Here is a 22806-nt window from a genome sequence, read left to right on the forward strand (position 1 = left end):
TCGAAGCAACGCCAACGGCCTTGTCTCCCCCCATGACCAGCACCACCCCTACGCCAGAAAACGCACCGCCCGAAGAGCAGAGCGCCATCATGCAAGCGCACATTGCGCGGCAGCCCATCGTCGACCGCAAGCAGCAGATCGTCGGCTACGAGTTGTTTGCGCGGGAAAGCGGCACAGCCGATCGCGCGCCGGCCGAGCACAGTGCGGAGACCGATAGCGTGCTGCTGTTCAACGCCCTGTCCAATATCGGTGCCGAAAAGCTGTTTGGCGAGAAGCTCGCCTTCATCAACTGCGTGGTCGAAGACCTGAAGGCCGAACATCTCGACATCGTCTTCCCGGATCGCATCGTGCTCGAGGTGCCGCGCGTGTACGGTGACGACGCCACCGGCATCGCCGAAGTCGCCGCGGCGCTCAAGCCCTTGAAGGAACGCGGATTCCAGCTTGCGGCCGGCCCCTTCGCCGCCGCCTCGCTATACGCCGCCTGGCTGCCCTTTCTGAGCTACATCAAGGCCGACGTCCAAGGCATTTCCGCCAACGTGGCCGTGGCTCTGCAACGCAAGGCCGAGAGTCATCGCAATCTGCGCCTCGTGGCGGAAAAAGTGGAAACGCCTGAGCAGTTCAAGATCTATTTCGACGCCGGATTTCACTTCTTCCAGGGGTATTACTTCGCCCGGCCGCAGACCATCAGTGCCAAGGTCATCAATCCCGCGCACGCCAATGTGCTGCAGCTGATGAATCTGGTCATGCGCCAGGCCGAACTGAACGAGATCGAAGGGGTGCTCAAGCGCGATCCGGCGCTGTCCTTCAAGCTGCTTCGCTACATCAATTCATCAGGCTTCGGGCTGATGTCGGAGGTCACGTCGTTTCGACATGCCGCGGCCATCCTCGGTTACAAGAAGCTGTTTCGCTGGTTGGCGCTGCTGCTCGCCACCGTACCGGGCAGCGCCGCATCGCCCGCCGTGGCCCGCACCGCCATCACCCGCGGGCGCATGATGGAGCTGCTGGCCAAGGGCACCCTGTCCGACGAGGACAGCGACAACGCCTTTGTCGTGGGCATTTTTTCCATGCTCGATGTCATGCTGGGCGTCCCCATGGAGAAGGCGCTGGCCGAGATCACCCTGTCCGAGCCCATCGTCATGGCGCTCAAGGACAACAGCGGTCTGTTCGGCAGCTATCTGCAGCTCACCCGCGCCGTCGAGCAACGCGACTTCGACAACCTCGATTTCCTGGCTTCGGCGCTGGGCATTCAGGGCTGGCGCGTCAGTTCTGTCCATCTTGCGGCGCTGGCCTGGGTGGAAGAACTCGGCATCTGAGAGCTTGTGAACCTTTCAGCCATGCCCGCCTTGCTCGCCAAAACACCCCCGCTCTCCGTTGCAAATGCTCGCCATAGCCCGCGCTATGGCTGTGCTTTGCGCCTCGATCGGGCGCGTTTTGACGCGCCTTTCGGGCATGCCCAAAAAATTCACAAGCTCTGAAAAGGCGCGCGATGAAAGAGGTCACCGCCAAGCTGTTCCGCGAGGAATATCAGGTCAATTCCGAACAGAAGACCGATCACGTCCTGCACAAGATCATCGAGCGACATGAACCGCTGGCCGTGTTGCCGCATGACCGTGCCGAGGAATTCAGTTCCACGCTGCTGGAGATCAACCGCCCGAAGCACTGGCTGATCATCGACGAACTCACTCCCGATACCGGCAACCGCCGCCTGGAAAACGGCGCACCGTTCTTCACCATAGGACGGTACGAAGGGGTGTTCGTCGGTTTTCAGTCCAAGCTGATCGAGCGCATCATGTACGAAGGCTACGGCGCACTGCGCGTTGCCTATCCCGAACTCATCTACTACCTGCAGCGGCGCAACTTCTTCCGCGTCTCCGTGGCCCCGGGCGATCTCGGCACCGTGGATATTCAGCGTCGAGGCGCCAAACCGCTTTACGGCCAATGCCACGACCTGAGCGTGAACGGCATGCGGCTACTTGTCCCTTCCGCCCTCGACTATGCCTTGACCACAGGTGAGTTCATCCCCCTGGTGCGTTTCAGCCTGGAAGGGGTGGAACTGGCCGTCGAAGCCGAGGTGCGCTATGTGGGTCATCTGCGCGACACCAAGACACGGCAACCCGTACGCCAACTCGGCCTCCAGTTCCTGAACATGGCACCGGCATTCGAACAGCGTCTGCAGCACTATGTGCAACGGCGCGACCGTGAACTGCTCAGGGACGCCCGCCGCTGAGCCTGGTTCAGTGTTGCGTCAGGACGTGCCCAATGCAAGCATTCGAGCGGCGAGGCCCGATGGCAGCGGCACCACGACCTGCGGGTCAAACACACCGTCACCCTCCACCTCGGCCGCTTCGATGATGTGCTGCGCGAACTGGCCAGTCTGAGCATCGAACACCAAGGGAGCTTGCCCATGGGCCCGCAAGGGTTGCCCGACCTGGCCGGGCAAGAGCACCATCACCATGGGCAGCGATGCTGCGCTGACCCGCCCATAGCGCAAACCGAACTGCGCCGCTGGCGCCAGCAGGAAACTGACGGCGGCATCGTCGATCGACTGTAGCCACAAGAAGGGGCGCTCATTCTCCAGACCGATCAACGCATGGCTTTGCAAACTCTCGAACCCTGGCAAAGGCGAGGTGCTCCGCCAGATTTGATGGGCTTGAACCGGTAGCGGTCCGAAACGCGTCTGTACCACCTGGGGCGCAGCGTCCTGTGGACCCGCTGTCTGGGCAGGAGGCGATTGCACACCTGCCCGCGCCAGGTTGGCGTCTTGCATGGCTGGGTTCAACGTGACTCTCCCGTGGAAGCTGTGCTCACCCATTGTTCAAGTGACAGTCCTTGGGGCGCGACCGCCGACTGGTTGCCCTGAAGGATCTGGGCATAGAGCTCTTCGCGCAGCACGCGCAGATCGAGCGGCCCCTCAATACCGATCCGGACCTTGCCGGGCGCGGACTGGAGCACGACCAATCGGATGTTGTCCCCGATGCGGATGGCTTCGCCGGGGCGGCGCGTCAGAATCAGCATGCATCAATCCGTCAAATCAGCGCGAACGGCCGCCTCAGGCGCTGACCAGCAGTCGTGCTGAACCACTGCCTGACTGGCCCTGTCCATGAGAACCGTAGAGGTCGACCCCGTCGGGGTCGCCGCGCAGAATCTGCAGCGCGCCCTCGGTGCTGCGCACCAGAGCCGCGATCATGACGCCGTTGCGCTGATTGGCCTCGGCGACCTGCCTGGCCATCGTCTGCACCGAGGCCCAGGCGGCACGGGTCGTCGCCCCTGCCGTGTCGGCAAAGGCGATCACGCGTTCGCGTTCGAGCGTTTCGAGCTCGGCCATCAGCGCGTTTTTCCGCTCGGTCAAGGCTGGCAACTGATCGGCAGCCGCCTTCAGCAGGCAGGCGTGTTCTTCCGCCAGAAGACGGTCGAGCGCCTGCAGCCTGTCGAGTTGGTGACGAAGAAGGTCGTCGACAGTCTGCGGCATGATGATGAACTCAGTTGGCGGCTGGCTTGCTGGCGCCGATCAGGGCCTGGCTGTCCTGCAGCAAACCCTGGGAAATCCGCTGCGGATCCACGACGTATTGCCCGCTTTCGATGGCACTGCGCAGTTCGTTGATGCGCGTATCGCTCGCCGGCGGGGTGATGCCCTGCGTGCTTGCGAGATTGAGCATCTGCCCGGCACCCGAGATGGACACCTGCTCGGTGGACGGTGCGGCTGAGGGGTTGAGCTGCCCCGCTTCTCCAGAGCCAGAGGCGCCCGAGGGCGCAGCGCCTGCGCGGCGCGATGCTGCCGTGGTACCGCTGGTCGCGGTCGAAGCACTGGAAATGGCTGAATTCTGGATGGGAATCATGGTGGCATTCTCTCCTGTTGGAGAGCTCAACGTCACGCTTGAGGCGAACTTTAGGGGAAGTGTGACTTTTTTGGCAAATCGCGCCAAACCGCAGGAGACACCATGTTAGGGCACCGCTGAACACCTGCCCTGCTCACCCCATTTCGGCCCTCACCAGCAGATCGAGCTGTCTGCGCATGTCCTCCTGCGCCTGGGTGAAGGCCGGCATGTCCACGCCATCTGCCAGCGCGTTGATCAGACGGAGATAGGCCAGGTGCAAAGGGCCGCCTTCAAGCCCTTCCCGCTCGATATAGTGGTGCAGCGCTGTCGCCGCGCGGGCGGCCAGCGGCAGCACATCGGGCCAGGGGCTCATATAGGCCAATCGGCGCTCCCACAGCAGATGGGCGGCGTAGATCCCCAGGGCCGTGCGCGGGCGATCGCGGTCGATGGGCAGACGGAAGCCGCGAACCCACTCCACCACCGCATCGGCTGGCATGGGTCGGGCCAGACCATAGCCCTGCCCCGCATCTGCCTGCAGAATGATGGCGGCCTCCACCAGTCCGGCCGACTCCAGGCCCTCGACCACCACGGTGCTGCCCAGATCGTGCGCCAGCCGCGTGAGATGCTGAATGAAATCGAGCGCCCGTCGTGGCGCCTTGCCCAGACCGCCGAGCAGACCCTGATCGATCTTGACCTCATCGAACGGAAAGCTGTCGAGCCGCAGCAGGGAGCTGTAGCCCGAGCCCAGATCGTCTTCCGCCAGTCGCACCCCGGTGCCGCGGAATCGTGCCAGCAGGGCGTCGCGCCGCTCCGAGATGTCGAGATCGCTGCTTTCAAGCAACTCCAGAGTGAGGCGCTGCGGGTCCATGGGATGACTGCGCAGCAACTGCTCCACCCGCTCGACGTAGCGCGGATCGCTCAGCGCCACAGGAGGCATGTTCACCGAGACGTCGATATCGACGCCCTCGGCGGCCCAGCGATGACGCGCATGCAGAGCCTGCTCCAGTCCACGACTGAAGAGATGCCACATATCCTGCGCGCCCAACACCGGAAGAAACTCCAGCGGTGAAATAAGGCCCTCGCCACCCGGCCGCTTCAGCCGGGCCAGAGCCTCGAATTTCTCGGGCGTGCCCGTGCTGAGGTTGATGATCGGCTGATAGAGCATCTGCAGGCCGCCACGATCGAGAAGATCGACGTAGAACTGGCGTCGCGCATAGGGCACCACGCCCGAAGGGCTGCTGGCATAACGGGCGAACGCGAGACCGAGCACTTTCTGCAGATGCTCGACGAAGACCCTGCGGGCCGTGCTGGTGAAAAAGCCGGGATAGCTGCTGTAGAGGTCCATCAGGGCCATCGGCTGCCCCGACACATCCAGTATGGGAATGGACACGGCACTGCGGATCCCCAGCTCGCCGGCCAATTGCCTCCAGGGCTGAATCGCCGGATCGGCGGCATAAGCCGCGGTGTACTGCACTTCGCGGCTGCGCCAGGCGCGGCCCGAGGCGCCAAGCCCCTCTGCCGCATCACCGCGCACCGTGGTGAGCGCCACGGCATCCGTGCCGATCCGGTCGAGGTAGAGCGACTTGAAGCGGCTGCCGAAAGCGTGCTCGAACTGCAGCACGCCCGCCGCGTCGGGCCGGCCCAGGGTGCCTGCGATGACGCCTTCGATGTTCTCCAGCGCGCCCAGCACCGAGCGCAGCAGATCGCTCAGGGTGTGCGCGCTCAGAATGGCCGCATCGATGCGAACCAGGGCCGCGTCGAGTTGGCGGCCGATTTCCTCATGCCCTTCCATCTGCCACTGCAGCTCGTCCTGCAGACGGGCGATGAAATAACTCAACAGCGCCACCCGCTCGGAGGCCTCGACCCAGCCGGCGAAGTGCGTGATCAGCAAACGGGTATAGAGCCCGTAAGCCTCGACCAGCCATGAGGCGTCCAGACCGATGAGCGCATGGACCCGGCCCACATGCCGGGCAATCCGGGCGGCCGACTCGTTGCGCGGCACGAACAGGCTGCGCAGATGCCGCTCCTGACTCTGGCGCAGACGTGCAAACTCGGGCTCAGACAGCAAACCCAGCACCCGGGAAAAACGGGCCTGGCTCAACAGCTCTTCGTAGAACTGCTGAATGAAGGTCTCCACGACGCCCTGCAGCTCAGGCTGCACGGCCACCAGCAAGGCGCGCAGGGCCGACTGCTGCTCGGGCGGGTCCGAGCCTTTGGAGACATTCAACTTTTCATACATGCCGCCATGCTATTGATCAAGCCCGGCCTCCGGCAAGCACAGGAACAGGTGGGGTTGACCTGAGGCAAACCCGTCTCATCCTTCATGCGCAAAGGCTCCGCCTCCGATTCAAGTTCGCGGCTTTCGTGCCGTTACACCACACGAAAGACGAACCCTCGCGAGGCCCACCTTGAAATTCCTGGTTGTTGACGACTTCCCCACCATGCGCCGCATCGTGCGCGGCCTGCTGATGCAGACCGGCTATGTGACCGGCAATATCGACGAAGCGGAGAACGGCGAAGAAGCCTGGCGCCGACTGCAGGCGGGCGGCATCGAGTTCGTCGTCACCGACTGGAACATGCCGGTGATGCAGGGTATCGACCTGCTCAAGCTCATCCGCGCCAGCGACAACCCGGCCATCCGCAGTTTGCCGGTGTTGATGGTCACGGCCGAAGCCAAGAAAGAGAACATCGTTGCCGCGGCGCAGGCCGGTGTCAACGGCTACATCGTCAAACCCTTCACCGCGCAGACGCTGAAGGAAAAGCTCGACGCCATCATGGCACGCCTGAACGCCGCCGCGGGAGCCGCCCAATGAGTCGCATGAGCACAAGCCCCGCGGTCGACGGCAACACCCTCGACGGCGCGGAGCAAGCCAGCGTCGGCGTGGTCCACCATGCGCTGCACAGCCTGACCGAGGCCGATGCCCTGCTGCACGAAGGCGTGCGCCGCATCATGGCCGCCTCCAGCGATCTGCCCGAAGCCAGCCATCCTCTGGAAGAGGCCCTGCGGTTGACCGAAACCCAGGCCATGGCCACGCTGGAAGCCGTGGAGAACGGCTTCTCCGAAATCGCCGCCATCCGGGCCACGCACGGCGGCTTCATCGACGACCGTCTCGACCGCCTCGAACTCCAGTTCCACACCATCCTCGCCAGTCAGCAGGGGCAGGATCTGGCGGGTCAGCGCCTGAAGAAGACCATTCATCTTCTGCAGGCCGTCGAACAGCGCATCCGCAACGCGGTGGAACAACTCGGCCCGCATCTTGAGTCCGAGCCGAGCGCCAAGACTTCCGCGCCCACAGAAAGCGCGGCGCCACTCAACGGGGTTCCTGCCTATGCCGGACCCACCTTTGCCCAGGACGATGTGGACGCCCTGCTGCGCGACCTCGGCATCTGAACCCAACGCCCGCCATCATGGACAACGACATCCTGCTGGAATTCCTCGCCGAATCGCGCGAGCTGCTGAGCCAGGCCCAAGACCAGCTGTTGCGCCTGGAGTCCCAGCCCGACAACCCGGAGGTGCTCAGCGCGATCTTCCGCGCCTTCCATACCCTCAAGGGCGGCGCCGGATTCCTCGAAGCGCAGAACATGGTGGACTGGTGCCATCACCTCGAAGATCTGTTTGACAAGATGCGAGGCGGCAAGCTGCGCGCCACGGCGCCGATGATCGACGCCATCCTGCGCTCCACCGACGTCATCACCTCCATGCTCGACGACATGGCCCGGGGCGAAAATCCGCCCGCCGGTCCCGCGGGTCTGGGGCGGGACATCCAGGCGTTTTCACGCGGAGAGTCGCCCGCAGTCTCCGCGGCACCCGCCCAGGCCACGCCCTCACCGCAGGCCGTTGGCGGTGGGGCCGACGCCGGAGTGCCGGGCCTGTGGGTCACGCAGACCGAGCGCGACGGTGGCAGCACCGGGCTCTTTGCCGAGCGTCGCGACCCGACTGCGGCCGAGACCACGGACAGCGACGCCATCACCCAGGACGAATTCGAGCGCGTGCTCGACAATCTTTACGGCCAGGGCCAGGCCCCGGGCGCTGCCCCCATGCCCGCCCCGGCCAAGCCCGCCGCCTCGGCAGACGACATCACCCAGGACGAGTTCGAGCGCGTGCTCGACGCCTTGCACGGCCCAGGGCACGCCCCGGGCCAGGCCAGTACGCCGGCGGCCGCTGCGCCGCAGAAAATCGAAGCCTCGGCCCCGCGGGCGGGCAACGGCGGTGCGGCCGAAGAAACCTCCATCCGGGTCGATTCCACCCGGCTCGACCAGGCCATGAATCAGGTCGGCGAACTCGTTCTGCTGCGCAACCGACTGAGCGCCGCCGTGGCCCGCATGGGCCAGGAAGATGAGGCCCTGGCCCGTCTGGCTCGCGAGACCGATCTGGCGGTCAACGATCTGCAGAACACCGTCATGCGCCTGCGCATGCAGCCTTGCAAACGCCTGTTCCAGAGCCTGCCGCGCGTGGTGCGCGATGCCTCGCGCAGCCTGGGCAAAAAAGTGAGGCTTGAGCTCGAAGGCGAAGATGTGGAGATCGACAAGACCGTGGTCGATGCGCTCTCCGGTCCGCTCATCCACCTCGTTCGCAACGCGCTCGATCACGGTATCGAAGACCCCGCCAGCCGCAAGCAGGCCGGCAAGGCGGAAGAAGCAGTGCTGCGCGTCGCCGCGCACCACCTCGGCGACAAAGTGCAAATTCTCGTGGGCGACGATGGCCGCGGCATGAATGCGCAGAAGATCCTGCAGCACGCCATCTCCAAGAGCGTGATCACACCGCAGGAGGGGGCCCGCCTTTCCGAGCGTGAAATGCTCGACCTCATCTTCCTGCCCGGATTCTCGACCAAGGAGCAGGTCAGCGAACTCTCCGGCCGCGGCGTCGGCATGGATGTGGTGCGCTCCACCGTCACCTCCCTGCGCGGCCGCATCGACATCGATACCGCGCTGGGCAAGGGCAGCACCATCACCATGGAACTGCCGCTGACGATGGCCGTGCTGCCGGTGCTCTATTTCCGCCTGCGGCGCGAGACCTACGCCCTGCCGGTGGCGGCCATCGAGAACCTGCTGGCCATCGACCCCGAGCACGTGCATTCCATCTCCGGCCGCCTGATGGTGCAGGTCGACGGCAGCCGCGTCGTGCCTTACATCGACCTCGGCCACCTGCTGCAGAACCGCCCGATCGACCTGAGCAAGGATCAGAGCGAGGGCATTCTGATCGAGCAGGGCCTGCTGGTCGTCTCCGAGGCCATGGGTACGGAAGACTCGGTGGTCAAGCCCCTGGACATCTCCACCCACGACACCCTCTACCAGGGCGCCACGATCTCCGGCAACGGCGAAGTGGTGCTGATCCTCGACGGCGCCGCGCTGGCCCGGGTGCAACGCAAGAGCTGACGCCATGGACGACCAATCGCTTCAAACCCTGCGCCGCGACTTCATCGCCGTGGCCGACGCCACCTACGCCTTCCAGGGCGCGCTCAAGCGCCGCCTGCGCGAAATCGACCGCAAGGCCCTCAATGCCCAGGTGCTGGTCAAGCGCCACGGCAAGGAACTCGCGGGCTACGGCGTGGTGGCCCAAGCCTTCCGCGAAGGTGCGCAGGCCATGCAGACCGCCGCCGAGCAGGTGCAAAAACTCATCAACCCGCTGATGCTGCATTTCATGGAAACGCTGCGCGACGTGCAGCAGATCGAGAGCCTGCGCAGCATTCACAGCATCGCCAACGAGCAATGCCCTGCGCTGGCCGAGCGCATGCGCCGCCATGCCGACATGCAGGATCGCCACGCCGCCGGCAGCCGCCGCGCCGGGCTGGCCTTGAACTCGGCTCTCGACCGCTTCCAGTCCGTCATCGCCGAACTCGACTACGTGGTCGTGAACGGCCGCATCGAAGCCGCACTCAAGGGCGCGGTCAACGCGCCGCTCGCCCAGGTTTCTCTGGAAATGGATCGCTCCGTCAACGGCGTGCAGGAATTGCTGCGTGCCTACCGCGAACAAATTGAAAGGATCGTCGAATGAAATCGCTGGAATTCTTCAGCCAGGGCAACCACCACTGGCACATCATCTACGACCAGGACGAGCGCCGCGTCATCGACTCCAACGTCTACGCGCTCAGCGTGGACGATCAGACCATGGTGCTCGATCCGGGTGGATTCGAGATCTTCCCCCAGGTGTTCAGCGCCCTGGTCGAAGTCGCCCCGCCCGGATCGCTCAAGGCCGCCTTCGTCAGCCATCAAGACCCCGACATCGCCTCCAGCCTGCCGCTGTGGAATGCCTGCAATCCCGACATCGCCTGGTACGTGCCCAAGCTGTGGAGCGGCTTCATCCGCCACTACGGGGCGCTCGACGCCGACCTGCGCGACATCCCCGATGAAGGCGGCGAAATGACCCTGGGCTCGGCACGCCTGCAGTTCGTGCCCGCGCACTACCTGCACTCGTCGGCGAATTTCCACGTGTACGACGCCTTCGCCAAGGTGCTGTTCAGCGGCGATGTCGGTGCGGCCATTCTCCCGGTGGGTCACGCCCCTTTCGTCGACCGCCGCAACATCGAGACGCCTGCGGCATTCGATGAACACATCAAATCCGCCGAGTACTTCCACAAACGCTGGATGCCCTCGATGGCCGCCAAGCGCAACTGGTGCGAACGCGTGTCCAAGATGGACATCGACTTCCTCGCGCCGCAGCACGGCGCGATCTACACCGGCGAAAACGTCAAGCGATTCATCGACTGGTTCGACGCCCTCAAAGTGGGCTCCGCCATCGAGTAAGGCTTCTGAGGCCGCCTCTTTTTCTCCGACCCAACGATTCTTCCGTACGCATCATGGACGCCACCGCCCTCCACTATCTGCAACAAGCGCTCGAACCGCTCGACAGCCTCGAAATGCTGGCCGAGGCCGATGCGGGCCTGGACAACCCCGTGTGCTTCATGAACCGCACCGCACGAGAAACGCTGGAGCGCTTCCACACCTCCTTCACCGACCTCCTGGGCAGCGATGTCCGGCAGGCACTGCATCGGCCCCTGGCCTCGCTCCACCGGGATCCTGAGCATCTGCGCGGCACTCTGCGCCGACTCGCCGAAGGCGGCATGACCAAGCACACCGAAGAGATGGTGTTGGGCAAGATCACTTTCACGCTGACCTTGGTCGCCGTGCGCGATGCGGCCGACAAGGTCATCGCCTTCCACGCCAGTTGGCGCGACATCTCTCACCTGAAGGATGTGACCAACGTCAGCGACCGGCTCAAGGAAGTGGTAAGCACCCTCAACGGGGCAGCGGGTGAGATCCGCCAGTCCATGACCTCGGTGGACACCGCCATCCGCAACGTCGGACAGGCGATCCAGGGCAACGGCACCGCCGTGTCACAGCTCCAGGGACAGGTCGACGCGATCAGCACCATCGTGCGCAACATCCGCGAGATCTCCTATCAGACCAATCTGCTCGCCCTCAACGCCGCGATCGAGGCGGCACGCGCCGGCGAGCACGGCCGTGGCTTCGCCGTGGTGGCCGACGAGGTCCGCAACCTCGCCCGCCGGGTGCAGGCGGCCACCGCCGAAGTCGAATCCAACACCACGGCCATCGGCCAACAGGCGCAAGACATCGCCGTCACCAGCGCCAGCTCCAGCAAGGAGCTCGAACTGGTGCAGTCGGTCGTCGTGCGCATGAACAACCAAGTCACCAATATGCAGTCCAGCGCCACGCGCATGATGCTGCAATCGGCCCAGGAAGATCACAAAGACTTCGTGAACCACATCCTGGCCGAGACCGCCAAGGACAGGCAGGCCAAGATGCCGACCGAAGTCAGCGATCACCACAGCTGCCGACTCGGCCGTTGGTACGACAGCCAGGGACAGGCAACCTTTGGGGGGCTGTCGGCCTTCCGCGCGCTCGAGGCACCGCACGCGCAGATTCACGCCACCGCCAAACAACTCCTCGAAGCCGTGCACGGCGGCCAGCGCGATCAGGTGGCGCGGCTCTCGGCCTCACTCAGCGACCAGGAAAGTCTCATCATCGACCGACTCAGGGCGCTAAGCGACGCCATCGACGCCAGCAGCACCACACGCTGAAGCCCTGCCCGACACGACAACTGGAGACCGTCAGTGGAACCCGAGCGCCCCGACATGACCGCCCTGGTAGATGCGGCCGAATCTTCCCCCTCCCAACCTCCCCCACTGCATGGGGGAGGAGATCAACCCTCTCCCCCGGTGGGAGAAGGCTGGGGTGAGGGGACGAAAGCGAACGCGAGCCTGGGGGCGCCCGCCCGCGCCGCAGAGCCACCTCAAGGCGAGGGCAGCCCCCTCGGGGGGCAGCGAGCGAACGCGAGCGTGGGGGCCAACAACATCCCGCCCGGTGGCTTGCTCGAACGGGTGCGCGAAGACCGCGAGCGGGTGCTCCAGGCCGTACTCGACCTGCTCAGCGGCCATGGCGACGGCGCTCTGCGCAATATCGACCTCATCGACGCGGCAGCCTGGGCGGAGAAACTCGGCGGCGTGCGCCAGATGCTGCTGCACGGCGTGGATGCCCTGCGCGCCACCACCCAGTCGCTGGCCTTTGCCGAAAGCCGCACCGCGGGCTTCGATCACGACATCCACGGTCTGTCGCAACGCGTGGGCGACATGGCTGGGCGACTGCAGAGCGCCGCGCTGCACACCCACACAGCCCAGACCCAGCTCGACGATCTGCGCACCAACGTGGAGGCCACGACCGCCTCTGTCGAACGCAGCGGCCAGGCCATCGAAACGACCCTGGGGGAAGTGGCCGATGTTTCGCGCTTCATCGCCAGTACCGAGACCAAGCTCACCGGCTTCGTCGACGCGGTGCGCTCGGTCGAGGCGCTCACCGCCGGCATCAGCGAAATCGCCTCCCAGACCAACCTGCTCGCGCTCAACGCGGCCATCGAGGCCGCACGGGCCGGTGAACACGGCCGCGGCTTCGCCGTGGTCGCCGACGAGGTGCGCAATCTGGCGCGCAAGACCGCCCGCATCACGCATGAGATCGAGGCCCTGACCCACAGCCTACGCGACCAGTCGTCCGACGTCGGTACCGACATGGCCCGCTCCGTGCAGCGGGTGCAGCGCGTCGGCGCGCTGGTCACCAATACCGGCGACACGCTGGGCGAAGTCAAGGCCATGCTCGGCAAGGTGCGCACCGTCACCGCGGAGCAGACCGGGCTGATGCGCCAGCTCGTCAGCGACGCCGACCGCCAGCGGCTCGACGCCGAACAGGCCGCCGAACTAATGCAGGTGCTGGTGGGGCGCTTCGAAGCCATGATGAGCCTGATCCGCACCTCGCGCGAGCAGCTCAAGACCGGCGTCACCGCCGTCTCCAAGTGGCCCGACACCGCCGTCACCCTGCGGGTCTCGCTGGCCATGCACTACCAATGGATCGGCCAGCTCCTCACCGCGGCGCAGAAGCAGGAAAAAGTCGATATGGACGTGTCGAACTTCCACGGCTGCTTCTTCGGCAAGTGGTATTTCGGCGCTGGCGCCGGTTACTTCGGCAGCGATGCCGGCTTTGTCGGCGTCGACTCCGTCCACCAGGACGTGCACCGCACCGGTCAGGCCCTGGTGGAAGCCATCCGCACCGACAACACCCAGCGCACGACCGAACTGGCCGCCCGCCTCGAAAGCCTGAGCGACACCATCACCGAGCGCCTCGAGGCGCTGATGCGCCAGATTCCCTGATCGACCCCAGATTGCTCGATTAAGCCCACAGGACTTACACCATGAACTCCAATGTTTTGCAAGAAGTCGATGAGCGTTCCAACCTCGCCGGCACCAATAAATTCGAACTCCTGCTGTTCCGCCTCGGCGAGGAGCCGCAATCGTCGCGGCGCGAGCTGTTCGGCATCAATGTGTTCAAGGTGCGCGAAGCGCTGGTGATGCCGCAGGTCACCGTGATGCCGGGCGCGCCCAAGCATGTCCTGGGCGTGGCGAACATCCGCGGACAGATCATTCCGGTCATCGACCTTCCGGCCGTCGTGGGCTGCACGCCCAAGACCGGCCTGAACATTCTGGTGGTCACCGAATACGAACGCTCGGTGCAGGGCTTCGCGGTGGAAGAAGTGGAAGAAATCGTCCGGCTGGAATGGAGCAAGGTGCTCTCGGCCGAAGCCAATGCGGTGGGCGGCATGGTGACCAGCATCGCCCGGCTCGAAGACGATCAGACCACCCGGCTGGCGCTGGTGCTCGACGTCGAGAAGGTGCTGCGCGACGTGCTGCCCTCGCGCGTGCACGAGGTCAAGGATACCCATCACATGGGCCCGGCCCTGGGGCTCAAACCCGGTGCCGTCATTCTCACCGCTGACGACTCCTTCGTCGCCCGCTCCCAGATCGAGAAGGCGCTTCAGGCCCTGCAGGCTCCTTTTGTCAGCGCCAAGACCGGCAGGGAGGCCTGGGATCGTCTGCAGACCCTGGCAGCCGAGGCGCAGGCCGAGGGCAAGCGGGTGGAAGACAAGGTGCAGCTCGTGCTCACCGACCTGGAAATGCCCGAGATGGACGGCTTCACGCTCACCCGCCACATCAAGAAGGACGAGCGGTTCAAGAACATTCCGGTGGTCATCCACTCCTCGCTGTCGGGCTCGGCCAATGAAGACCATGCCCGCAGCGTAGGCGCCGACGCTTATGTGGCCAAGTTCGTCGCCGACGAACTGGCCCAGACCATCCGCCGTGTGCTTTCGGCGCACGCCTGAACGCTCAACCTTGTCCCCTCACCAGGACCGACCGATGGACGCAGCCTCTCTTCCAGCCGCCAAGGTCGACGCAGCGGCGTCAGCCTCCGATCCTGCGGCGTTCCTGGAGCATTTGCTCACGCAACGCCCGATCGACCTGAACCAGGCCGCGCCCGAAGGATGCGGTCCCGGGATGGACGGCTTCCTGTCCATGGTCACGCATCTGGTGGACACCACCACGCACAACGCGACCGGCGTGGCCTACGGCATTGCCCGCATCAGTTTCGAGGCGCGCACCGCCACGCAGGATGCGCAGAAAAACGCCCAGGCGCAGACCGAACGCATCGGCGCCATGGGCGAAAACCTGGAACGGTTCATCCGCGGCATCGTCACCGTGCAGGGGCAGGCCGAGGCCCTGCGCGCCGACTCGCAGGGCATCACCCTGCTGAGCACGCGCGGCGCCCGCGAGGCCCATGAAGCCAGCGGCGTGTTCGAGCAGCTCGCCCAGGCCACTGGCAGCAACCAGAACGAGATCCAGACCCTGGGCAAGAGCTTTGCGCAGGTCACCGCGGTGACGCAGGTCATCAAGGACATCGCGCAGAAGACCAGCCTGCTGGCGCTCAATGCCAATATCGAGGCCGCCCGCGTCGGCGAGGCCGGGCGCGGCTTTGCCGTCGTGGCCGACGAAATCCGCAAGCTGGCCATGAGCACGCAGAAATCGGTGGAAAGCATCGCCACGTTTGCCGCCGAGGTCAGCCGAAGTCTGCAGATCGTGACGCAATCGACCGCCCAGTTCGCCACCCAGATGGACAGCGGCAAGGCGCTGGCCACGGCGATGTCCAGCAATTTTCAGGACATCGCCCGCAATATCGAAGCCATGAATGGCGGGGTGAACAAGGTCTACACCCAACTGGGCCACGAGGTGGAAACTGCACGCGCCGTCAACGGCCAGTTCGCGGCGCTTTCCAGCACGGTGCAGACCAGCGCCAACCAGACCATCGCCGCCAGCGAGCGCATTGCCAACGAGGTGCAGCAGTCGCTCAATGCCAGCCAGACGCTGTTCGAAGCCGCCACGCAGTTCGTCACGGCCTCGAAGACCAGCCAGGTCATGCGCGATCTCGATGCGGCCTGCAGGGACATCGAAGGTGCTCTGGAGCAGGCCCTGGCCAGCGGCGCGCTCTCCGGTCAGGCCCTTTTCGACGAGCAGTACGAGCCGGTGCCCGGCACCCAGCCGCAGAAATTCCGCACACGCTTCACCGAGTTCATCAAATCTCGCATCCAGCCGATCGAAGACGCCTGGCTGGCGCACAGCGAGCAATACCGCTACGTGCTGCTGGTGGATCGCAATGGCTATGCGGCCGCGCACAACAGCGCGTTCGACCGCCCTCTGACCGGCGACTACGCCACCGATCTGGCGGGCAACCGCTCCATGCGGCTGTTCAACGATCCGGTGGGCCTGGGCGCCGCGCGCAACACCAACCCCTACCTCTTGCAGGTCTATGCCCGCGATACCGGCGAGATCATGCAGGAGCTCTCACGCCCGATCCGGGTGGGCGACCGCCACTGGGGCGCGGTGCGGCTCGCGTTCATTTGATTGACCAAGGTGCCAAACCCGACACCATGTCAATCTTTCAGCACATGCCTCACAAATAGAAACGAGATTTACGCCAGCTCGCACGCCAACTGTTGTAATGCATGACAGTCTCCGAATCGTGTCACGCATGCCCCACAACCACCGCTTTTCGAGCGATCGCCGTCGCATCCTGATCGTGGCGATCATCGCCAACCTGCTGCTGGCCGCAGCCGTCGCCGCCGTGCTGTGGAATGGCTGGGAGCGCAATGTCCGTGGCATTGAGCGCATTCTGCAGAGCGAAGTGGCCTTCTGGGCCGATGCCACGAACCAGCGTTTCGACCAGTTGCAGTCCACCTGCACCCTGGCCCAGCGACAGCTCCAGCGCGATCCCCGCTTGCTGCTGGCCCCTTCGCCGTGGTTGCGCGATCTCGATGACCGGGCGCCCTTCATCGCCGGGGTGTCTCTGGTCGCCGCCAATGGCGACCTGCTCGCGGTGGTGCCCGGCCGGGCCCTCGCGCTGAAGACGCCGTCCGCCTTGCTCGCACGGGCAAGCTTCCATCAGGCCTTGAATGCGCCGGGCCACATTCAGATCGGCCTCGCCATGCCCGATCCTCTCCAACCTGCGAAGACGGTTTCTCCGGTCTATTGCGCACTGCAGACGGATTCGCCTCAGCGCAACGTGGTGCTGGAGTTCAACATGGGGCTGCAACAGGCTCTCCTGGGCCTGCATCCCCATCTGACCAGTCTGGACGGCAAGGGTCGCTGGGTGCCCGCGGTCGGTTTGCTGCGTGCCGACGGCTACCTGCTCGCGCGGCTGCCCCCGCCGCTGCCTCATACGCGCGGCGATCTGGCCCGCGCCCCGGCACGCGGCATTCTCGCGCGCGAGATCGCGGCCAAGCCGGCCGAGCGCTTCGGCGTCTTCAGCGGGCCGGTCCAGGCCGTCGGAGGCGCGAGCACCTTCGGCGCCTGGCAGAGGCTGGAGGAGCACCCTATCGTGGCCTTCACCAGCCTGCCCACCGAGGCGCTCACGGTGATCTGGTGGCGGCAGTCATGGCCGGTGCTCGTCGGCTGGGGCTTGCTCCTGCTGCTGCAGATCGTGGGCGGCGTGCTCATCAGCCGCAGCATGGAGCGGCAGCACCGGCTGGTGCAGATCAACACCGCCCTCGCGCAGGCCAATCAGGCCGCGGCCGCGGCCACAGATGAAACCGCGCTGTTCCAGCGCATCTGCGACCTCAGCGTGGACCCTGGCGGCATGCAGCTGGCCTGGATCGGGCGACCCGACGCCGGAGGGCAGGCCCGAGTGCTCGCCGCATCGGGCAAGACGGGCTATCTCGACGGCCTGCACCTTTCCATCCACGCGACCGAAAAAAGCGGCCAAGGCCCTTTCGGTGTGGCCTGGCGCGATGCGGGCGCCGTGTTTATCCAGGGTGATCGATCCGACCTACTGATCATCCCCTGGGCCGACCGCATGGAACGGTTCGACCTGCACACCATGGCCGCCCTGCCCGTGCTGCGGCAGGGACAGCTCAACGCCATCTTCAGCATCTATCGCGTCAGCGCCTCGCGCATCACCCGCGACCAGCGCGGCCTGCTGGAAGAACTGGCCCGCAGCCTGGGACGGGGGCTCGACCGCCTCGACCTCGCCGCGGCCGAACGCAAGGAGCGCGAAAGCCGCGAGCGCCAGCAGGAGCTGGTGCGGTCGGTGCTGGCGCAGATCGACATTCTGATCAGCGCGCGCCACGACCAGGAAGTGCTCGACAACGCCTGCACCCGCCTGCTGGAGACCGGCCTGTTTGCCGCCGTGTGGGTGGGCCGGCCCGACGATCAAGACATCGTCCGGGCCATCGCCGCGGGGGGACATGCGCTGGACGTTCTCGCCGCCCAGCCGCCGCTGGCCGTCAGTGCCGACGCCGCGCACGCGCTTGCGCGCGCCTGGCGCACCGGCCAGGAGCAGCAGGACCGCCACGACCCCTCGCCCTTACTGGCTCCCTGGAGCGAGTTCTCGCCGCCAGAGTGGCGGCAGCTCGCGCTGGCCTTGCCGCTGCGGCGCAACGGCACGCGATGGGCGGTGCTGGTTCTGGTCGTGCTCAATGGCGGCGACCTGGACGACGCATTGCACGCCCTGCTGCGCCGGGTGGCCAGCCTGATCGAGCAGGCGCTGGGCGAGATCGACCTCAAGGCCGACCTGGAAACCGAGCAGGCGCAGCAGCGGCATCTGGCCCGCCATGACGCCCTCACCGGCCTGCCCAACCGCCTCGCTCTCGAGCATCACCTGCCCCTGGCCATGGCCAGAGCCCGTCGGCACAAGACACTGCTTGCGGTGGGCGTGATGGATCTCGACGACTTCAAGCCCGTCAACGATACCCACGGCCACGCTGCGGGCGACCAGCTGCTGCGCCAGCTGGGCGAACGTCTGAGGGTCGCGGTGCGCGAAACCGATCTGGTGGCCCGGCTGGGCGGCGACGAGTTCGTGCTGGTGCTCGAAGGCGTGGCGCAGGCCGGCGATCTGCCCATCGTGCTCGACCGCATCCACAGCGCGGTCGAAATCCCGTTCGATCTGGGCGACGGTGTCATGGCCAAGGTCGGCATGAGCCTGGGTGTGACGCTCTACCCGGACGACGACGCCCAGGCCGAGGTGCTGCTGCGCCATGCCGATGCGGCACTCTATGCCAGCAAGGCGCACAAGCGCGACCGGACGATCTGGTGGCAACGCTGGAACGACAGCGTGGAGCACGTCGCGGGCAAGCCGGCCGACCTGCCGGTGCAGATCGACCCCTACGGAGACGGCGCGGCGCGGCTGCTCGGCCTGGTCGGCGACCTGCTCACGAGCAAGGCCACGGCCTTCGTCGATCGCTTCTACGCCACGCTCGGGCAAGACCCCGAGGCGGCGGCCTTGCTGGCGGCGCTTTCGCCCGAGGAGATGGCTCAGTTGAGCGAGCGGCAGAGTCTTCGGCTCCGTCAGATTCTGCTGCCCGAACTGTCGGCTGAAACCCACCAGGACGACGCGCGGCGAACCGGCGGCGTTCACGCCCTGGTCGGTCTCAACACGGGAGCGCTGGTCAACAGCATGGGCAGCTATCTGCAGAGCCTGCATGATCTGATGGCCGAGGCCCCGGCGCGCGGACAAGACCGCGCCCTTCTCGGGCAGCTGGTCACCGCGCGGCTGCAGCGCGAACTTCAATGGCAAAGCGAGGGCGCCCAGACCCTGCGCGACCAGTACCAGCAGATGCTGTTCGGGCTGGAACAGATGCAGCCCGAGCTGACGCAATGGGCCGATCTGGCGCGCACCGTGCTCGACTCGGTCGTCGAGCTGCCCGGCATGGCCGCCACCGTCATCTACAAGCCTGATGCGCAGGGCGAGTTCGTGCCTGAGTTCACCGCCGGCATGTTCGACGACTACTGGCAAGCCCTGGAACAGGTCGACATGGCCAATCTCGCCATCGACCCCAGGAGCGAATTCGGCCAGACCCCGCACCCGCGCAGCTGGCGCAGCGAACAGATCGAAACCAACGCCAGCTACGTCACCGACCCCCGCATGGCCCCCTGGCGTGCGGCCGCCCACAGCGTGGGCATTCGCAGCTCGGCCGCCGTGCCGGTGAAGGACAGCCGCGGCCGCATGCTCGCGGTCATGGGTCTGTACGGACGCTACCCCGGCATGTTCAACACCCAGAGCATGCTCAGCTTCCTGCGCGGCCTCGAACAATTGTTCGAACGCGGGCTCTACGGGCTCATGACACGGCGGGAGACCGCCCTCCTGCCGGTTCGTGACCGCCGTGCCTGGCGGCACCGGCTGTTCAGCGGCGGCCTGGAAATGCACTACCAGCCCCTGGTGAATCTGTCCGATGGCAAACCCACCGCGATGGAAGCCCTGGCCCGCCTGCGTCTCGACGACGGTCGGCTGATCGGCCCAGGACAGTTTTTGCCCTCCTTTGGCGCCTCCGAACTCACCCGTCTGTTCACCCTCGGGCTCGAGCAGGCGCTGAACCAGTTGACCCAGTGGGATGCGGCCGATCACCCGCTCGATCTCTCGGTCAACCTGCCCCTGGAGGTTTTGCTCATGCCCGAGTGCGCCCGCTGGGTGGCCGACGCCCTGCGCGCCCGGCACATCGCACCGGAGCGGCTCAGGTTGGAGATCCTGGAAGATGCCGACTTTCAGAACGATGCCGAACGTGACCGCGCCGTGCGCAGCCTGGCCCAGACCGGCGTGCGGCTGGTGATGGACGATCTGGGCAGCGGCTACAGCAGCCTGCTGCGCCTGCGCACCCTGCCGTTCGACACGGTCAAGATCGATCAGGGTCTGGTGCGTCAGATTCCTTCGGAGGCGCAATCCGAGGCGGACGGCATGATCGGTTTCATTGGCGCCCTGGTGCGCATGACCCAGGCCCTGGGGCTGAAGGTCGTGGTCGAAGGGCTCGAAACGCCTGCCCTGGTGGAAGTCGCCGCGGTGCTGGGCGCCGATGTCGGTCAGGGCTATGCGCTGGCCAAGCCGATGCCCGCCAGCGAGGTGCCGGGCTGGCTGCGGACCTTTCTCTGCGTCACCCAGGCCTCGGAGCCGCAGACCGAGCTGGGCCAGCGGGCGCTGAATTGGGTGCGTGCCCATGCGGAACGCCATCGGGCCGAATGGAGTCCACTCACCCAGCAGCCGCCTTCGCGACTGCATTGACCGCAGGCCGCACCATGAACCACAACCCTTCCGAGGACAGCGCGGTTTTCCGAAGCCATGCGACCGATCCGGTCGACGCGCTGCTCAAGCAGGCCGACTGGGCTCGGCTGGCCCGTCCCGGCCTGTTTCAGCCCCGCCCGGTGATCATCCGCACCTTCTGGCCCGAGGCTCGCGTGCTGGGTTCAGGCACTTTAGTCGGGCAGGACGGGCCACGCTGGGTGGTGCTGACCGACTTTCCCCTCGATCCGGGCATGGGCCTGACGGTGGGGCAGGTGCTGGAGGAACTCGGCACGCTGGCGCACTTCACCTGCGAGGTCCAGACCTGCCATGCGGGCCAGCGACCGGAAGATGCGGGCAAAGACGTGTTCATCTCCCGCCTGGAATGCGGGCGCGGCGACCCGCGGGGCTGACCCCGGCGGCCGTTCAGCCCCGCAGCGTGAAGTAGCGCAACGCGCTTTTGGGCAGGCTTCCACCTGCCTTGGCACCGTCGCAGGGCACGGCGAATTCGACCCGTTTGCGCCCCGCCTGCTTGGCCTGCAGCAAGGCCGCGTCGACGCGCTGATAGACCGCCGCGAAGTCTTCTCCGGGGCACAGTTCGCCGACCCCGGCGCTGAAGCTCAGAGGAATGCGGCGCCCGCCCGCATCGTGCACCAGGGTCTGGTCGCTGAACGCGGCCAGCAGGCGTTGCACCACCACCAGCGATTGCTGAACCGGCGTGTCCGGCAGCATGAGCATGAACTCTTCGCCTCCCATGCGGGCCACGCGGTCGCTGGGTCTGACCAGGCGGCGGGCCAGCGTGACCAGGGCCTTGAGAACCTCGTCGCCCGTATCGTGGCCATGGGTGTCGTTCACCGCCTTGAAATGATCGAGATCGAGCAGCGCCAGCGTCAGCGGCGCGTGCTGATGCACGGCGCGCAACTGCATGCGGCTGAACTCGGCATCGAGACCGCGACGGTTGAGCGCGCCGGTGAGCGGATCTTCCTGCAACTGCTGGCTGGCCTGCTCCAGCTCGCCCTCCAGCGAGCGAATGCGCTCCTGCGCCGCCTGGGCCTGACGCTGGGCCTCGGCCAGATGCACGCCAAGCTCGCCGCTGCGCTTCTGCATGCTGCGGCTGTCTTCGAGCACGTCCTGCACCAGATCGCGGATTTCGTCCCACTCGCGGCTGCTCTGCAGTTGGTTCAGCCGACCTTCCATGCGCTGGTTGTACTCGCCCCCTTCTGCCGCATAGTCGCCCAGCTTGCGCACCAGCAGGTCGATCAGCGCCTTGGCGGTGTTGTGCGCGTCGTCTTCGCTCTTGCGCAGCACGCTGTGGCGCACCAGAAGATCGCGCACCGCGTTCTGCGCCTGCTCGATGCGCTCGGGTTCGAGCGGCTGCTGCAACTGCTCGCTGATGGCCGTGGCCTGCACGCCCACCCAGGCCTGGGGCACGAGATCGCCAAGATGCCCGAGCAGCAGCTTGACCAGCTCGATCAGGCCGTTGCGCACCGCGTCTTCGCTGGACCGTTCGCGGTCGATGGCCAGCCAGACCTCGCGCGCCTGCGCTCCCAGCTCGGAGGGCTGCGCGGCCGCATCGTCCACCGCGGCGATCAGCGCCCGCAGCAGAGGCTGGGCACCGCTGGGATCGCAGAAAGGTTGCACGCCATGTTTGAGGCTCTGCAACAGCAAGGCACGCCAATCACTCCCGTCGCGCCGGGTATCGGCCTCGCGCAGCTCGATCGGGCGGGATGCGGGCGGGCTTCCGTTGCGTGCGGGCAGCGCGCTCCAGCGATCGAGCAGTTGCCCAAATTCGGCCCAGAGCGCATCGGCCGAAGGCAGGCTGCCCAGATGGCCGAGCTGCTGACGCTTCTGCAGTTGCGACAGCCCCTGCTGCGAACGCTCCCATTGTTCGATCAGCCGCTGCAAGGAGCGGCCCCAGTCTGCGGGCTCCGGGTTTGGCGCCGAGTGCGGCGCCGCCAAGGGTTCGGATGGCGGCAAGGCCCCATCCTGGAGGCTCTCGAAGACTCGCCGATAGTTGTCCGGGGTGGGCTGAAGCTTGAGTTCGAGCAAGCGCTTGAGCGTGGCGCGCGCCTGATCGGCAATGGTGGTCATGGGAGGAATTCTTAGTTTGTAGATT

General features: G+C 65.8%; 19 protein-coding genes and 1 pseudogene. 14 read left to right on the plus strand and 6 right to left on the minus strand.

Going from position 1 to position 22806, the window contains the following annotated elements; translation table 11 throughout:
• Positions 1 to 32 precede the first annotated feature (32 nt).
• Together BVH73_RS00580 and BVH73_RS00585 are read left to right on the plus strand one after the other, a co-directional pair.
• Positions 33 to 1313: an EAL and HDOD domain-containing protein gene (locus BVH73_RS00580; protein ID WP_079415163.1), complete on the plus strand. Its 1281-nt coding sequence runs from the start codon at positions 33 to 35 to the stop codon at positions 1311 to 1313.
• A gap of 173 nt (positions 1314 to 1486) precedes the next feature.
• Entirely contained in the window at positions 1487 to 2227 is a 741-nt protein-coding gene (locus tag BVH73_RS00585) for a flagellar brake protein (RefSeq protein WP_079415166.1), read from the plus strand.
• An 18-nt stretch (positions 2228 to 2245) separates the two neighbouring features.
• On the opposite strand, the gene fliW is transcribed toward BVH73_RS00585, so the two are convergent.
• From fliW to BVH73_RS00610, 5 genes are all read right to left on the minus strand, one after another.
• Complete coding sequence (gene fliW / locus BVH73_RS00590; RefSeq protein ID WP_342746329.1) at positions 2246 to 2812, minus strand: flagellar assembly protein FliW; 567 nt, start codon at positions 2810 to 2812, stop codon at positions 2246 to 2248.
• Positions 2776 to 3015 carry a carbon storage regulator gene (locus tag BVH73_RS00595; protein WP_079415170.1) on the minus strand — a complete coding sequence of 80 codons (240 nt, stop codon included), beginning with the start codon at positions 3013 to 3015 and terminating at the stop codon, positions 2776 to 2778. Before BVH73_RS00595 ends, fliW begins: the two co-directional genes overlap by 37 nt.
• A 34-nt stretch (positions 3016 to 3049) precedes the next feature.
• Positions 3050 to 3469 carry a flagella synthesis protein FlgN gene (locus tag BVH73_RS00600; RefSeq protein WP_079415172.1) on the minus strand — a complete coding sequence of 140 codons (420 nt, stop codon included), beginning with the start codon at positions 3467 to 3469 and terminating at the stop codon, positions 3050 to 3052.
• Positions 3470 to 3479: 10 nt separating this feature from the next.
• Positions 3480 to 3836: a flagellar biosynthesis anti-sigma factor FlgM gene (gene flgM, locus BVH73_RS00605; RefSeq protein WP_079415174.1), complete on the minus strand. Its 357-nt coding sequence runs from the start codon at positions 3834 to 3836 to the stop codon at positions 3480 to 3482.
• A 133-nt stretch (positions 3837 to 3969) separates the two neighbouring features.
• Positions 3970 to 6054, minus strand: coding sequence for an EAL domain-containing protein (locus tag BVH73_RS00610; RefSeq protein WP_079415176.1), 2085 nt, complete (start codon positions 6052 to 6054; stop codon positions 3970 to 3972).
• 202 nt (positions 6055 to 6256) lie between these two features.
• Between BVH73_RS00610 and BVH73_RS00615 the strand changes: the two genes are divergently transcribed.
• From BVH73_RS00615 to BVH73_RS00665, 12 genes and pseudogenes are all read left to right on the plus strand, one after another.
• Positions 6257 to 6628 (plus strand): response regulator, encoded by a 372-nt coding sequence (locus tag BVH73_RS00615; RefSeq protein WP_245800468.1) that lies wholly within the window; start codon positions 6257 to 6259, stop codon positions 6626 to 6628.
• 5 nt (positions 6629 to 6633) lie between these two features.
• Positions 6634 to 7206: a protein phosphatase CheZ gene (locus BVH73_RS00620; RefSeq protein ID WP_079415180.1), complete on the plus strand. Its 573-nt coding sequence runs from the start codon at positions 6634 to 6636 to the stop codon at positions 7204 to 7206.
• Positions 7207 to 7223: 17 nt separating this feature from the next.
• Positions 7224 to 9191: a chemotaxis protein CheA gene (locus BVH73_RS00625; RefSeq protein ID WP_079415182.1), complete on the plus strand. Its 1968-nt coding sequence runs from the start codon at positions 7224 to 7226 to the stop codon at positions 9189 to 9191.
• A 4-nt stretch (positions 9192 to 9195) separates the two neighbouring features.
• Entirely contained in the window at positions 9196 to 9810 is a 615-nt protein-coding gene (locus BVH73_RS00630; RefSeq protein ID WP_079415184.1) for a chemotaxis protein, read from the plus strand.
• Positions 9807 to 10559 (plus strand): oxygen-binding di-iron domain-containing protein, encoded by a 753-nt coding sequence (locus BVH73_RS00635; RefSeq protein ID WP_079415186.1) that lies wholly within the window; start codon positions 9807 to 9809, stop codon positions 10557 to 10559. Before BVH73_RS00630 ends, BVH73_RS00635 begins: the two co-directional genes overlap by 4 nt.
• 524 nt (positions 10560 to 11083) lie before the next feature.
• Positions 11084 to 11425, plus strand: a pseudogene (locus tag BVH73_RS16140) (methyl-accepting chemotaxis protein); the annotation flags it as partial.
• 150 nt (positions 11426 to 11575) lie between these two features.
• Positions 11576 to 11854, plus strand: a complete 279-nt coding sequence (locus BVH73_RS16145; RefSeq protein WP_245800469.1) for a CZB domain-containing protein — start codon at positions 11576 to 11578, stop codon at positions 11852 to 11854.
• Positions 11855 to 12112: 258 nt separating this feature from the next.
• Positions 12113 to 13471: a methyl-accepting chemotaxis protein gene (locus BVH73_RS00645; protein ID WP_245800372.1), complete on the plus strand. Its 1359-nt coding sequence runs from the start codon at positions 12113 to 12115 to the stop codon at positions 13469 to 13471.
• A 41-nt stretch (positions 13472 to 13512) separates the two neighbouring features.
• The gene (locus BVH73_RS00650; protein WP_079415189.1) at positions 13513 to 14478 is read left to right on the plus strand and encodes a chemotaxis protein; all 966 of its coding nucleotides are present in this window, start codon (positions 13513 to 13515) and stop codon (positions 14476 to 14478) included.
• Between the two features lie 34 nt (positions 14479 to 14512).
• Positions 14513 to 16051, plus strand: a complete 1539-nt coding sequence (locus tag BVH73_RS00655) for a methyl-accepting chemotaxis protein (protein ID WP_079415190.1) — start codon at positions 14513 to 14515, stop codon at positions 16049 to 16051.
• Between the two features lie 127 nt (positions 16052 to 16178).
• A complete protein-coding gene (locus tag BVH73_RS00660; protein ID WP_079415191.1) occupies positions 16179 to 20693 on the plus strand; it encodes an EAL domain-containing protein in 4515 nt (1504 codons plus the stop codon).
• Positions 20694 to 20707: 14 nt separating this feature from the next.
• On the plus strand, positions 20708 to 21103 hold the full coding sequence (locus tag BVH73_RS00665; RefSeq protein ID WP_154048377.1) for a hypothetical protein: 396 nt from the start codon (positions 20708 to 20710) through the stop codon (positions 21101 to 21103).
• 13 nt (positions 21104 to 21116) lie between these two features.
• Here BVH73_RS00665 and BVH73_RS00670 read toward each other — a convergent pair whose 3' ends face one another.
• Positions 21117 to 22781: a GGDEF domain-containing protein gene (locus BVH73_RS00670; protein ID WP_079415194.1), complete on the minus strand. Its 1665-nt coding sequence runs from the start codon at positions 22779 to 22781 to the stop codon at positions 21117 to 21119.
• Positions 22782 to 22806: the final 25 nt, after the last annotated feature.

Origin of the sequence: Thiomonas intermedia (assembly GCF_002028405.1) — a bacterium.
Lineage (GTDB): Bacteria > Pseudomonadota > Gammaproteobacteria > Burkholderiales > Burkholderiaceae_C > Thiomonas > Thiomonas intermedia.